Origin of the sequence: endosymbiont of Acanthamoeba sp. UWC8 (assembly GCF_000730245.1) — a bacterium.
Classification (GTDB): Bacteria; Pseudomonadota; Alphaproteobacteria; order Rickettsiales; family Midichloriaceae; genus Jidaibacter.
The window spans coordinates 445,604-459,307 of the sequence record NZ_CP004403.1; the positions used below are offsets into that span (position 1 = coordinate 445,604).

Genomic DNA, 13,704 nt, shown 5'->3' on the forward strand with positions numbered 1-13,704 from the left:
AGAGGAGAAACCCCGCAAGCTTTAACTATAGGTTATGTATCTTTGAAGAGGTACTTATAACTTTTCCTCTTTTCTCCTTTACTTCTTCTCTTTTTTCTATCCTTTGCTGCCACATTATTTTCCTTTCACCTTTTCCACCATGTATATTATCATCTTGCGAATCTCTATTCTCCTTATTTGAAGCATCTTGTCCTATATCATCTACGCTTTGCTTTGATACAAATCTATCAATAGCTTCATTTAAATCCTCTTTTAACATTTTATAAACTTTAAAGTTGCGTTCTTTAGCTTCACTCATCCATTCAAATAAATAATCTTTTATCTTATCATTATCTTCATTTATAAAATCCGTAAAAAATCTTATACGCTCTTCTTTATTATACTTCACCTCATCCGAGAGATAACTTTTAATAAATGAATTTAAGTATTTTTTCATAATTGAATCAGTCGCAACCGTGTATATACTTATAATTTTAAAAAATTTAAAAAACAAGCGAATGATCTTTTTTCTTCAATAAGAAAGTTAAAAGGCGCAATTATTTTATTTTTAATTTCCTGTTCATCCGATATTTTAATACGATTTATCCCCCTAATCATTAAACCGAAGGAGATTTGTGCAGATCGATTAATTTCTTTTTCAAGAAAATACATAGTATTTTCAGCTTCCTCTTTAATAGTTTTAGTAATTTTTTCCAGCTCTTCCTTACTGATTTCCTGCTTTGTATTGCTCCCACTTTCTTCAACTCTGGGTTTAACTCTCCTTTGCCTTTCTCTTGAACTTTCCAAAATCTTTTCCTCTAATTCTCTCTTTTTTTCAATTTTGCTTATTTTTTGTTTCATTTTATTTCCCTTAAATAATAGCGTTAAAATAATTATTAATGTTTATAAACACAATAATATTCAATAAGGCTATAAATCTTTCATAATATTTCTATATTAAATAGTAAATAAAAACTTATTCTAAAAATTTTTATCATATACTTTGTTAAAATATTATTTAATTCGCAAAATATCAATATACTTTTCAACGCATTCAAATAAGCAATTTTTAGTTAAATGCTATTTTTTATTAAATTTTAATTAAAATGTCCTTAATTTTTCTGTAACTTTCTTATGGTATAATTCCTTTTAATAAAAATCAAAAGATAAAAATATTTTAAAATATGCGTAGAAAAAGAGATAATGAACAGCAAATACCAAATGAAAATTTATCCCCGAAAAGCACTCAAGGTAAAGTTAAAAAAATAAAAACCGGAAGGCATTCCAATATAGAAGATTTAACTCCTGAGCAAAGAATATGGGATCAATTAGCCCGCCTGATGCAGGATAAAACTGAATCATGTACAGCTATAACCTTTGTAAACAATAAAATTATTATAACTGATAATGATGTATTCTATAATTCTAAAGAAGTTAACCTAAAAATTAGATTTATAGAAAATATTATGGCGTATTTTTCTAATTTTATTCAAAACAATCCAAGCTTAGAAGAAAGGAAGCGCATTTTCATAGATATTTGTTTAAAAAAAGGCTCAGGGAAGGTTTGTACAACCTGTTACTTTATCTGATGATATTATACAAAAAATAGCTATGGAAGTTATTACCGAAGAAAATTATCTTAATTATCCGCTTGGAAAAATTAATTGTACTACAGTTATAGAATCGGGTTTAAGCCCGGAGGATACAGCCCAAGCTCTTCAACTTTTTATGGTTTTCACAGAAATTGCGATAAACTTAATTAAGATTGAAGAGACATTAGTTAAGTTTGGAAGGACACATCCGGTAAACCTTGCTTTTATTAATAATGAAATAGATTTACCGACTCCTAGAAAGGGTAAGAGCAAATTAAATTTAATAAAATATAAAAACTTAGCAGTTAGCGATGCTTTCGGATATATGCTGCTTCATATTGAAGATAAAGCCGTGCACGCGGAAATGCGAATACTTAGTTTTCTGCTGGCCACTACTTCTTTAACTAATTTGCCAGATATATATATCGGCATAACAAAGCTATGCTGCCATAATTGCAGGCTAGTACTTGAAAGTGTAAACAAGGTATTAGATAGAGATTTTATACTTAATAGAGGACAACATGATTTAGAATTTAAGAATTGGGAGCCTCCTTTTTTTTTGAAAGATAATTTTAAAAAGCATTGTTTTAAAGATAATTACAGCTTAGTTAAAAAAATACAAGAAAACTATAATACCTACCTGAATGCAGGTGCTAGGACACCAAAAAATTGCACCCCTAAAGTAAATCAGTATGCTATTTCTCCATTTAAAATCAGAACTGCTAATACATCACGCGTAAAAGCATTAACCGGCTCAGATACCGAGATAAGCCCTTTAAATGCTCCTCTTCCCTCTTTTTTCTTACCTCCCGCTATTTCAGAGGTAAGCCGATCGGTGCAAAAAAATCTTTTTGTTTTTGAAGATACTAATTTTGAACAAGAACTTGAAATATTAAATCGGCTATTAAAATTGGATTCTGAAGTAAAAATCAATTTTTCAGATGATACAAAATACCAATATAAGATTGTAGCTAGTCCCACAAAATTTCCTGAGTTATCTCCGGTTCTTATGAATATATTCAGTGAGTTTGACTCAAAATATGCGGACGGTTTTTTTACGATAATTGCAGATCCCGGTAAGATAATTTGCAATACTTTAACCGAAAGGTTGTTTAATATAACTCAATTTGCCTTAACTAAAACATCAAATAGTAATGATATCCTAAACCAAAGCTTTTCAATTGACTCATGCTCCGAGAGCAGTTCTTTTGACGATATAGAGGATATGCCTGATCTGTCTCCTATAATTGGCAGAAGATTATCTAAGCCTGCGGAAGGGATTTACCGAAGCTAAGCCGGAAAAATTAATTTTTCGGCCAGATTCTTTCATACCATTTAATAGGTTTTTTGAAAGTAGTTTGGCCGTCTTTTTTCATTTTCTCTCTAATATCTTCTATTTTCCACCCGGTAAGTTTCGCAAGGTTTTGTGCTTCTTCCTCAAATCTCACACCTAAACCGTCTTTATACTTCTTAGCTTCTTCACAGCTGCTTTCCCCGTTCCAAGGATGATTCATAATAAATCTGCCCTGAAAATTAGCTTTGTCTTTTGTTTCGTTAAATACTATATCATCCGGGAAATGCTCAAGGTCGTACCTGACATGCATTCTGGTTACAAACACGTCATTAACCGGCTGGATAAATCTTTTTCCTACACCTCCTGATGCAAAAGAATCGCTTGTGCCGGTATTAAGTAGGCTTTCCACCCAGAATACTCCGAGCTCTCTTAATTCTTCAGGTGACATCGGCTCTGAAGCACACGGATCGCACCATCCCATATCCCAAGCATATTCAAGCATTATTGTTTGCATATTCTCCTTTCTAACATGCTCATCAAACATAGCTTTATAAAAATTATTGAATTCCTTTCTGACAAAGAGAGGAACATTTATATCGGTAGGTATGCGTGAGGTTCTATAATTGGTCGGCTCAACTCTGCCGTCCTTAGTTAAGGTAAAAATAAATAATTCCTGCGCGCCGTCCGCATTAACGGTACCGAGCCTAATCGGCAGCATAAATTTCTTTGATTCGAAAGCGACCTGAATAGGCCTTAAATATTTATGTCCAAGCTTTTCATACTCAGCAAGGTTTACTTTAGCAACGAAAAATTTTATTCCCTGCTTTATATAACTCATCACGACATCTTTAGCCTCATGCGGAACTTTGTAACCGTTTTGATTTAGCCACTGAATGAGCCCACCGCTCTCTTTTGCTGATAAAATTACTATATCATATTCACCAACCGTATATTCTTCTTCAATCGTGATCCCAAGTGACGATGCGGAATTACCGCCTCCTTGAGCCATTTTGCCTACAGCAGAAAATGCTATAAATCTTTCCTCTTTCCTACAAGGATCAGAATCAAAATACTCTACAAGCCTGGGAGAAGTAAAAGCATCCAAGTGATCTACTATTTTATTTTCAGTTACATGCACTTGCTCTTTAGTTATACTAACCGGCACTGGAACAATCATCGCGAACTCTTTAACATCGCCTGTATAATCACTTGCCATGGTTATCACATTTTTATCTTCGTTGCGGGTAATTACTACCTTAGATGCCTTATTAAAAATTTTCGTATCAGCTTTAGCAACATAAAATCCGCAAAATGCATTTGCATTATTTGCGGTAAAAACTGAAAGAAAGGCTGAAGTAATTAACAGTTTAGAAATAATTTTTTTCATAGTGCTTTGCTCATTTTATTAAAAATTTTCGGGTACTCAAAAGAAAGAATAATTCTTACCAGTAATACCATGCCTGATGTTAAGGCTAAAGAGTACACAATATAATACGGATTATAAAAATAATATCTTAGTATTATTGCCCAAACTCCGGCAATAATACCGAATACTATTCGCCTAGAGGAAGTTTGAGGCGTAGTTTTCGGATCGGAAATAGTAAAAAACGTAAACAAAAATGCCGCGCCGTTTTCAAACTGATAAAAAATAAGGTTTAAAGGCTCATTAAGCCAAAATCCGCGCGCACCGGTTAATACTATATACGTAGAAATAAAAGCCAAAGCAACATCAAGCCTATTTGATTTCACTGCGACAAACAACCCGATTATAATTAAGAGTGCCAGCACCCAAGATAAAGTCCCCCACTGCCCAGGCGATATCCAGGCGGAATTTGAAAATAATAATACACTGATTAACCCGAAGATTGCCGGGTTAAATATATGACGATTATTAAACCTGACAATAAACTTTGAGGCAATAGCAACTACTCCCGCCAGTATAAAAATTATAAGATCATTACTTCTTAACACCAAGCTTAATGATAACCCGGTAATTACCGCATTTTTTGCTTCAAATCTTTGCTTAAATAAAAGACAACAAATATATTGAGTAAGTGAGGTGCTTAAAGCCACGATAAAAACATTAAAACAATTAATATCAAAATCTAAAAAATATATGCCGAGCGTTAGGAAAAGCACTTGTGCAGCCATTTGATATGACCTGACATCAGTTCTCTTTATATTCTCTGTATTTTGCATTTTTATTAATTTCCGTATCTTAATTAAGATATTAACATTTTTGCAAGCTTAAAGTAAAGGCTTCAATATCTCAGAGCTTGGCTTGTTAAATAATTTTTATTAAATTACTTAAAAACTTTTTAAGATAACTAACTGTGCATAGAAAAAAGATATTAGAATTACTTAATGACTACACCTCGCAACATATAGAAGAAGTTGAATATAAAAACCGAATTATTTCATTTATTAAACAAAACAGTGATTGTTTTGACCGATCTAACAAGGCAGGTCATCTTACCGCCTCAGCATGGCTTTTAGATAAGAGCGGTGATAAAGCATTACTTATGCACCATGCGAAGCTAAATTCATGGATGCAGCTTGGCGGACATTGTGATAATGACCCGGATATAATCTCAGTTGCATTGAGGGAAGCTAAAGAGGAATCCGGAATTAATGGTATTGAACTTGTTTCGCATGCAATCTTTGATATCGATGTTCATTATATTCCGGCATTTCATACTGAAACCAGTCACAATCATTATGATATTAGGTTTTTACTTCAAGTTAAAAGCAATGAAGAAGTAAAAATAAATCATGAATCTAAGGAACTTAGATGGGTGAGTAAAAATAAATCCGACCTCCCTACAGATTCCTGGTCAATTGTAAGGATGTTTAATAAGTGGAGAGAATTTCAATAAAATTTAAAATCTTAAAACACTTTCTTTAGTTATTTGCCGGCGTTCTTTTAATAATTTAGCTGTAAAAGAACCTTGCCCGAAAGCACTATTTGCCATCTCAATATCTGATATTTCATTAAAACTTAGTATTTACTTTTTACTGATTCTTCAATCTCAGGGGGCGGGTTTTTACCCCACCCTGATAGAATAATTTCCCCATACTTCTGCGGATTAATTTTTTCACCTTTTCGAGGTTTCAGATATAACGGCACTTTAATCTTCGGTACTTTAATATAGCACCAAACATACTTGCCTCCGACCTTACCTCTTTCTAAAAAAATTTTACAGCTTGATCTCATATTTTTATAAACTTAAATGACTACCGACTTCTTTAAGAGCTAGTTCTAAAGGAAATTCCTCCCTAACCATCTCTCCTAATAAAACAGGCTCAGGCATCGGCGGCAAATTTTCTTTTAAGTATTGTTGCCTGGATTGAAACATTAAATGGCCGGTATCTCTTTTAGCTTCTTTTCCTTCCGTAATTTTTAGGTATTGTTCGGAAATTAGCGTTGCCATATCAGAATGAAGAATTGAAATATTAGTAAGGGCTACTTGTTCATTTAATTCGGGCGCCAAGGAATGTGTAGAAATTTTAATATGTGCAAAATCTTTATTTTTTAATTCATTATCAATAATCCTTTGAGCACCGATTCTTTGTCTTTCAATATGAGGTTGTATAGAAGTAATTAATATAGTTATTTCCTTTCCTTTTTTAAATTCTTCTTTTTCTTCCACTTCTTGGATCAACTTATTTAAAGCTGCTTTTATAGTATCTCCGGTGTCCGGCCTGGCAGTACCTTCTCTAGCTACCACATCAATTAAATTTTGCTCATCTAAAGGTTTATTAAAGCAATCTTGATAAATATACTTTACTAAATCACTTTCATAAACTTTCTTTGTTTCACCTTCAGCATAGTTTAAATACTGCCTACCATCCGACCTTTCTATAAAAGAATTAGGCTCACCGATATATTTAACTCCAATAAAATCAGCTACTTTCTTAATAAAGCCGGGGCTTTCCAGAGCACCCATATTACTTAACTCTCTTTTACCGGTTAAAAACCTTTCAAAGCCTAGATTAACTCCTTTTAATTCTTTTATATTCTTAAGATTATCCATATTCCATATTAATGGAAGTGCAGCTGACCCCAAAACCCAAGTTTCATCGTAGCTTTCGACTAATGGCACCTTAGCTACAACTAAACCCATTATTTTAGCATTTTCAAAATAATCTTTCTTTAAATCATTATTTTGCATCCAATCCATGGTAGCCAGTGAAGTACGCTCTTGGTTAACTTTTCTGTTAAATGCAGTTTGAGTCCAATATAAAATAAAGTCCTGAATATCTTGATTATCGAATATAGATTCGGAAAATAAATTTTTTAATATCTCAGCAGCTTTAAATTTTTCAAAACTAGGCTGAAATGCACCTGCACCGTTAAGATGGGTACAAATTGAATTAAATGTAGAAACAGGATCTTTAAATCCCCCCATAATATTTATACTTTCCCAAATATTTTCCTTTGAAAAAAGGCCTGAAATATACATATTCTTTATAAATGCTTCTTGCTGAACCTGTGCCGAATAGGTTTCAACAACTTTAGGCGGGTTTCCGTCTTTGTAAGAATAATCTACATTATATTTATCCCAACCGTTAAATCCTAACTCAGATAACACGAGCATTAAGCTTGAACTTTGCTTCATATTTACCTTTCGAATTCAATTTATAAATCAAGGTATAGAATATTTTTTCAAATAACAATATTTTTATTGTTAAAATATAAAGGAGCTTTTAAAAATATCAGTATATATAATGAAATTATAATTTTTCTACAATACGCGCTCTGGGGAAAGATATACTAAATACAGTTCCTTTGCCCGGTTCACTTACCACGTTAATTTCTCCGTCGTGAGCAATAACACAAGTTTTAGCAAAGGCTAATCCTAAACCGTAACCCATAACCCCAACATTTCTATCATTCTGAATCCGCTCGAATTTTTTAAATAGTTTTTTTAAATCCTTCTCTTCAATACCTATTCCGGTATCTTTAAATTGAATCACAATCTCCTTCTTACGATTACGCACTCTGGTAAAGGCCTTAACTTCCAAACTTCCGCCCTGCTTGTTATACTTAGCTCCGTTGGTTGCAAAATTCTGTACCATTTGTCCTATCATTATATCATCCCCTATCATATTAGGCAGATCGGGAGCTATATTTAAAATTACTCTTACTCCTTTCTTATTTGCATGGTGCATAACCATGTTGATATTGCTTTGAATTACCTCGGTTAAATTAATTTCCTTATATTCAAGTTTCTTCCCTCTCTCCTGAAATTCAAATAACTTTAAGAAGAAATTTATTTGTTTATCCTGATGCACGGCAATATTATAAATAAATTCCGTATACTCTTTATTTTCTTTATCCTCTGCATCGCTTAATTTCTTTTTTAAAAGCTTAGCAAAACCAATTATACTTGAAATCGGGTTCCTTAATTCATGGCTTAAAAATGACATATTACTTTGAATAAATTCGTTTGCATTACGAAGGTTTTCATTTGCTTTAGTAAGCTCAGCTTGTTTAAGCCTTAAATCCTTAGTAATATTCTGAATATTCGCGAGCTGAGAAGCAAGGTTATTCAATTCCAAGGCTTCATATTCCGGAATTTCTACATTTGCCCCTTTACTGATGTTATCGGCGGCATTACTTAGCTCAATTATCGGCCTTACAACTATATAGGATAAAAATAACAAGATAGTTATAAAAACAACCCCCAGTGTTATATTTTTAATGATATGCGGAATTATTTCCTGCTTAAATTGTTCATAATAATTTACGGTATCTTGGCCGACTAAGAATATAAAAGGATAATTTTCCGTATTCATTTTTAGGGTAAAAATATGATTACCTATTTTGATAGGTTTTGATAGAAGATAAGAATTTGAATGTTTTAACCTAAAAACTTCGTACTTTAATGCTTCAGGTATTTTAATACTTTGTTCATTGATACTACGATCTGATGCAAGCAAAAAATTCCCTTCTGTATCGAGTAAAATGAAACTGACGTTTTTATCAACTACTGACTGCAATGATTTTGCAATTTTTGCAAGATAAATTGCGATAGATAAATATCCTATAAATTTATTTTTAGCCTGCATTCCCAGTGCCGTAGAAAGCACCCTTTGTCTAGTAATTAAGCCGAAATCTGGCTTAGAAAATTTTAATTTCCACGGGTCTTCAAATGCCGCTTCAATCCATGAGCGTTTCGTTGAGCTTAAGTTTATCGGTTGCTGTCTAACCCCCATTATACTATCAACCACCATGTAATGTTCAGGGTTTACATAATGAATTAATGTCCATGCTAATGTATCTTTCTTAAAATTTTCCCTTTGATGCTTTACTAAAAAAGCTATATTTGAATATGAGTAATCACCACTTTGGATAATTTTTTCAGCCAAAAATTTAACCATATTTTCAGCAAAGCTAATTTTTTCATAAAGAGCTATATTTAATTTATAGCTTTGCTCCAATAAATAATAATTTTTTTCTTTTTGAAATTCTTTATATTTTAGCACTGCGAAAATAATTGAAACACAGACAGTTATTATTACAACGCAAACGGAAAAATGAAGGTGAAGATTAGCAAGAGAGAATCTCTTAGTTAAATTTAATAAGCTCTTTTTAAAGATTTTCAGGTTAAATAAATTTTTGGCCTTCATCAACATTTTTACCTTAATAAGATAGCGCTAATATATATAAAATTCTGTTATAAAAAATGTTCAAAACTTTATATATAGAAAATAAATAGCTGCATTGGTTAGAGAAATATAATATGCATAAATTGTTTTTTAAATAGTTATAAACAGATAAGTTCATATAAGCGACTTAATCAACCTTTTATTTTAATATAATTCTTTTTTATTAAGTTCAAATAAACTTATAGCAACAGCATTTGAAAGATTTAAGCTTTCTACTTTATTTGATATCGGTATTGATATTAAAAAATCACAGTTTTCTTTAGTTAACTTTCTTAACCCTTCCCCTTCACTACCGAAAATTATTCCGGTTTTCTTAAAGGAGTTCACCTTAGCAAACCCTTTGTCTCCAGCTGCATCCATGCCTATAATCCAAAATTCATGCTTTTTAAGCAATTTTATAGCATCAGATATATTAGTTACCGATATAAGCGGTATATTTTCAATAGCTCCGCATGAAGCTTTAGCCGAAACCGCTGTTTCGCTTACCGAGTTTTCTTTTGTAATAATTACGGCATCCGCATCGAATGCTGCACTTGATCTTAAAATCGCCCCTAAATTTTGCGGGTCGTTAATTTTATCTATAATAACAATGGTAGAAATTTCATTCTTACTTAGATTTAAAAAATCTTTTAAATTAGGTTGCTCAAGAGGATTTGTTTTTAAGATAACACCTTGGTGTACCTGATTACCCACTAATATTTTGTCGATTTCGTATCTTTCAACTATCTTGGCGGCTATTTTGCTGGGGATTGCTGATTTTATTTCATTATATGCTTCTTGAGTTATAACCAACTCATGAATCTTCCTTCTTGAATTGGATAACGCAGCTAAAACCGTATGTTTCCCGTAAATCCAATAATCTTTATTTAATTTATTTTTTCTTGTTTTCATCATAATTTTATTTTATTAAAACTTTTACATTATTTTTAAATATTAAAACATTAGCTGAAGGCATCTCAAAATTGCCCGCCTCTAAACGTAAATCTTTACCTTCAATATGAATAGGAGTTATAGTATAAGCACTCCCTTTTTTATAGTTGATTACCGCTTCCTGAGTAGTCGCCGTATACCCGTCCTGGTTTGTAAGTACTATATCACCGCATAAATGTATTAAATCCGAATTTTGCTTATATTCTCCATTTTTAGAAGATAAGGCGTAGAATTTATGCTCACCCTCAATTCTTAGCTTACCTGTTATGTCGGATAATTTAATTGTATTATCATTTGTTTTATAACCGCTTTTTGCCGTAAGTATATAAGGCCTACCGTTTTTATCTTGCCCATGTAAATTCGGGTTAACCATTTCATTAGAAGAAAGAGTGTCTAATTCTTCATTACTTATACTATTTAATTTTACTCTATCCTTACTTTTTAAAAATGAGGGTAATATCATGATGCTAAACAATAGAATAGCCACTAAAACTACCAGCATTCTTTTTAAAACCTTAACTGCTAAACTGTATTTTTTCTCCATATTCTAAACAACACCAGCCCTTAAAAGATCATGTATATGAATAACCCCTACAGGTTTATTTTCATCATTTACTATAAATATTACGGTAATACTTTTTAAATTCATAATTCCTAAAGCTTCCGAGGCTAACTTATCCTCATGCAGGGTAATAGGATCAGCAGTCATTACCTTAGTCACTTTAGTTTGCTTGAAATTTAAATCCATATGCCTCCTTAAATCCCCATCGGTAATAACCCCCATAAGTAAACCGGCTTCATTTAATACGCCGACGCATCCTAACCTTCTGCTTGTCATAGTTAATATCGCTTCAAAAGCAGTTTCATTATAATTAATTAACGGGATTTCTTTATCCTTATGCATTAGATCTTTGAGCCTTAATAATTTGGCTCCGATATTTCCCCCTGGATGGAACACTCTATAATCGGAATTGGTAAAACCTCGTCTTTTATATAATGCAACTGCTATAGCATCACCGTATGCCATCATCATAACTGCAGAAGTAGTAGGAGCCATTATATCACAAGCTTCCGGCGTTGCAGGCAGCACTACGGGGATAAAGCTGGCATTTGAAAGGGTGGAGCTTTTCTTTCTACTAATACCGATAATTTTTATTGAAAATCTTTTACAATAATCAATGATGGGAGCAAGTTCCGGAGTCTCTCCTGAATTAGAAAGTAAAATTACAATATCGTTAACAGTTATCATACCGAGATCGCCATGACCTGCCTCGGCGGGATGAATATAGATTGCAGGCGTGCCCGTAGAAGCAAGAGTTGCAGCAATTTTCCGCGCTATGTGTCCGCTTTTTCCCATACCGCTTACAATTACTCTGCCGGTAATAGCATATATTTCATCAATGATATTAGTGAAGTCTTGGTTAATTTCCGATAATAGATCTTGAAGCCCTTGGATCTCGCCTTTAATCACTTGACGGGCTATATTTTCATCAGATAATTTAAATTGATTAATATCTTGGATATTCACGGCTGCCTTTTTTTATCTGTAAAATTTTTGGCAGTATAACATAAAAATATTGTATGATAAATAAATGAATAAAGTCAGGAGCTTCTCCCCCAAAAAACACCTGACTTTAAAACGAAGCCTCCTATCTACTTGATAGACTCCCCCGCTTCATGTATTTCATTATACACACACCAATCGTTAACAAATCGTTAACAACAACCTATAATCTTACTCAGGTATTGTTTTTTTATGACTATAATAACTTAGTTGCTTCATTTTTTGGCTTTATATTCTGTATATTTTTGCTTTCTGATATATTCCGCCCAAAGCATCTTACCTCTATTGGGAGCAAAGCTACCTTCTTCACCCGACTCTCTATCTTTATCTCTTATTAGTACTTTTTCAATTAAGTTTGCTGCTACCTTATCTATCTCCGCACCTTTATCCTTATCTCTTATTATAATTTGAACAGGCGTATTCTCATTAATATCACAAGCATTGCGATTTGCCCCGTAATCAAGTAAAAGATCTACTACCCTTTCATGCCCGAACATACATGCATTAATTAATGAGCTTCCGGTTAATATACTAATTTGAAACTTTATTTGCTCATCACCGTAAAATTTTTTTGTTATACTCTTCATCAAAATAATTTTTTTTCAAAAAATATCAGTCGACTTTTTTTTAATGGAGACAGCTCCACCGGGACGCTCAAAATTTTGCCCGTTTGCCATTTGGAAATAATTACTCAGTGCATTCTCATCTCTTTTAGGTGCAATACCCGCTTCTATTAATAAATTTTCCACAAGCTCGCTTCTTAAAACCGCATAATGCAATGGAGTTCTTTTACAATTATCCGTTGCATTAATATCAGCACCGGCTTTAATCAAAGCATGCGCAGCTCTTATATCACCAAGCGCGCAAGCTATATGAAGCGCGGTTCTTCCTTCCTTATCCCTTTCGTTGATATCCAAGCCTTTATCCTTCAGAAAGCATAGCGACTCCGTGAGCTTGGAAGCCCTCATTTTCGCAGCTAAAATTAATACCGCATTATCTTCACCATCTTTACTGTTCCAATCAAATTCCTTTTTTTTAAAAGCATTAATTAAATATTCCGCTATATAAGGCTTATCTTCTTTATAAATTTCTTTTCTGATGGCTAAATGTAAGGCAGTGCCGTAAGTTTTTTCCGAGTAATTATACTTTACTCCTTCCTCTAATAAGTAAGTAATCTTATTAATATCACATGATTCCACCGCTGCATGCAACGGAGTGTAATACGAAGGTGTAATGCTGTTAACATTAACTCCATGTCGTATTAACTGCTTAATAACTTCGAGAGGAGATTCCTTTGTTATCAAAGCTGCATTCCCTTCACATCCTTTACTAAGTAACAGATTTATTACTACTCCTCTATTAGGGGACGGGCTACCGATTTTGTTTTCATTAATTAAAAAATTTCTTATAAACATTTTTTTGTCTTCATTTCTTAATCGGAAGTTTAAAAACAGATTTTTTAATCCGTTTATATTATTACCTCTCTCTCTTAATTTTGCGCTTATTTTCGCAGAAAATACCTCTTCCAATCCCCTAACTTCGCTTCCTTTAAGGGAAACTATTTCTTCCGTTACTCCGTTAAGTGCCGCCAACATAAAAAATTTTACATTTTCATTATTTACAAACGGAAGCTCTTCTTTTTTATCTTCTCTATTTTTATAAGTAGTATTATT

General features: G+C 32.8%; 15 protein-coding genes. 3 read left to right on the forward strand and 12 right to left on the reverse strand.

The features are described 5' to 3' along the window. Nucleotides 1-25: 25 nt before the first annotated feature. Both I862_RS02130 and I862_RS02135 read right to left on the reverse strand, forming a co-directional pair. Complete coding sequence (locus tag I862_RS02130) at nt 26-436, reverse strand: hypothetical protein (protein ID WP_148299466.1); 411 nt, start codon at nt 434-436, stop codon at nt 26-28. Nucleotides 437-465: 29 nt separating this feature from the next. Beyond that, on the reverse strand, nt 466-840 hold the full coding sequence (locus I862_RS02135; protein ID WP_038538439.1) for a hypothetical protein: 375 nt from the start codon (nt 838-840) through the stop codon (nt 466-468). Nucleotides 841-1,163: 323 nt separating this feature from the next. On the opposite strand from I862_RS02135, the gene I862_RS02140 reads away from it, so the two are divergent. Together I862_RS02140 and I862_RS02145 are read left to right on the forward strand one after the other, a co-directional pair. After that, nucleotides 1,164-1,568 (forward strand): hypothetical protein, encoded by a 405-nt coding sequence (locus I862_RS02140; RefSeq protein WP_038538442.1) that lies wholly within the window; start codon nt 1,164-1,166, stop codon nt 1,566-1,568. A 22-nt stretch (nt 1,569-1,590) separates the two neighbouring features. Next, complete coding sequence (locus I862_RS02145; RefSeq protein ID WP_038538445.1) at nt 1,591-2,865, forward strand: hypothetical protein; 1,275 nt, start codon at nt 1,591-1,593, stop codon at nt 2,863-2,865. 10 nt (nt 2,866-2,875) lie between these two features. Here I862_RS02145 and I862_RS02150 read toward each other — a convergent pair whose 3' ends face one another. Together I862_RS02150 and I862_RS02155 are read right to left on the reverse strand one after the other, a co-directional pair. Then, nucleotides 2,876-4,252, reverse strand: coding sequence for a DUF2330 domain-containing protein (locus I862_RS02150; protein ID WP_038538448.1), 1,377 nt, complete (start codon nt 4,250-4,252; stop codon nt 2,876-2,878). Next, complete coding sequence (locus I862_RS02155; RefSeq protein WP_052646324.1) at nt 4,249-5,064, reverse strand: RnfABCDGE type electron transport complex subunit D; 816 nt, start codon at nt 5,062-5,064, stop codon at nt 4,249-4,251. Before I862_RS02155 ends, I862_RS02150 begins: the two co-directional genes overlap by 4 nt. A gap of 134 nt (nt 5,065-5,198) precedes the next feature. Between I862_RS02155 and I862_RS02160 the strand changes: the two genes are divergently transcribed. Next, the gene (locus I862_RS02160; RefSeq protein WP_038538450.1) at nt 5,199-5,741 is read left to right on the forward strand and encodes an NUDIX hydrolase; all 543 of its coding nucleotides are present in this window, start codon (nt 5,199-5,201) and stop codon (nt 5,739-5,741) included. Between the two features lie 122 nt (nt 5,742-5,863). Here the strand turns inward: I862_RS02160 and I862_RS02165 are convergent, their stop codons facing one another. The 8 genes from I862_RS02165 to I862_RS02200 all read right to left on the reverse strand — a co-directional run bounded on the left by I862_RS02165 (nt 5,864) and on the right by I862_RS02200 (nt 13,626). Further along, the gene (locus I862_RS02165; RefSeq protein ID WP_038538453.1) at nt 5,864-6,079 is read right to left on the reverse strand and encodes a hypothetical protein; all 216 of its coding nucleotides are present in this window, start codon (nt 6,077-6,079) and stop codon (nt 5,864-5,866) included. 4 nt (nt 6,080-6,083) lie between these two features. Further along, complete coding sequence (locus I862_RS02170; RefSeq protein WP_038538456.1) at nt 6,084-7,484, reverse strand: hypothetical protein; 1,401 nt, start codon at nt 7,482-7,484, stop codon at nt 6,084-6,086. A 115-nt stretch (nt 7,485-7,599) separates the two neighbouring features. Continuing rightward, the gene (locus I862_RS02175; protein ID WP_084173763.1) at nt 7,600-9,504 is read right to left on the reverse strand and encodes a sensor histidine kinase; all 1,905 of its coding nucleotides are present in this window, start codon (nt 9,502-9,504) and stop codon (nt 7,600-7,602) included. 177 nt (nt 9,505-9,681) lie between these two features. Further along, entirely contained in the window at nt 9,682-10,431 is a 750-nt protein-coding gene (rlmB, locus tag I862_RS02180; RefSeq protein ID WP_084173764.1) for a 23S rRNA (guanosine(2251)-2'-O)-methyltransferase RlmB, read from the reverse strand. A 4-nt stretch (nt 10,432-10,435) separates the two neighbouring features. After that, nucleotides 10,436-11,011: an LPS export ABC transporter periplasmic protein LptC gene (gene lptC / locus I862_RS02185; protein WP_038538467.1), complete on the reverse strand. Its 576-nt coding sequence runs from the start codon at nt 11,009-11,011 to the stop codon at nt 10,436-10,438. A 3-nt stretch (nt 11,012-11,014) separates the two neighbouring features. After that, nucleotides 11,015-11,995: a KpsF/GutQ family sugar-phosphate isomerase gene (locus I862_RS02190; RefSeq protein ID WP_095666396.1), complete on the reverse strand. Its 981-nt coding sequence runs from the start codon at nt 11,993-11,995 to the stop codon at nt 11,015-11,017. A 251-nt stretch (nt 11,996-12,246) separates the two neighbouring features. Continuing rightward, entirely contained in the window at nt 12,247-12,618 is a 372-nt protein-coding gene (locus tag I862_RS02195; protein WP_038538470.1) for an ankyrin repeat domain-containing protein, read from the reverse strand. A gap of 15 nt (nt 12,619-12,633) precedes the next feature. Next, nucleotides 12,634-13,626 carry an ankyrin repeat domain-containing protein gene (locus I862_RS02200; protein WP_038538473.1) on the reverse strand — a complete coding sequence of 331 codons (993 nt, stop codon included), beginning with the start codon at nt 13,624-13,626 and terminating at the stop codon, nt 12,634-12,636. Between the last annotated feature and the right edge of the window lie 78 nt (nt 13,627-13,704).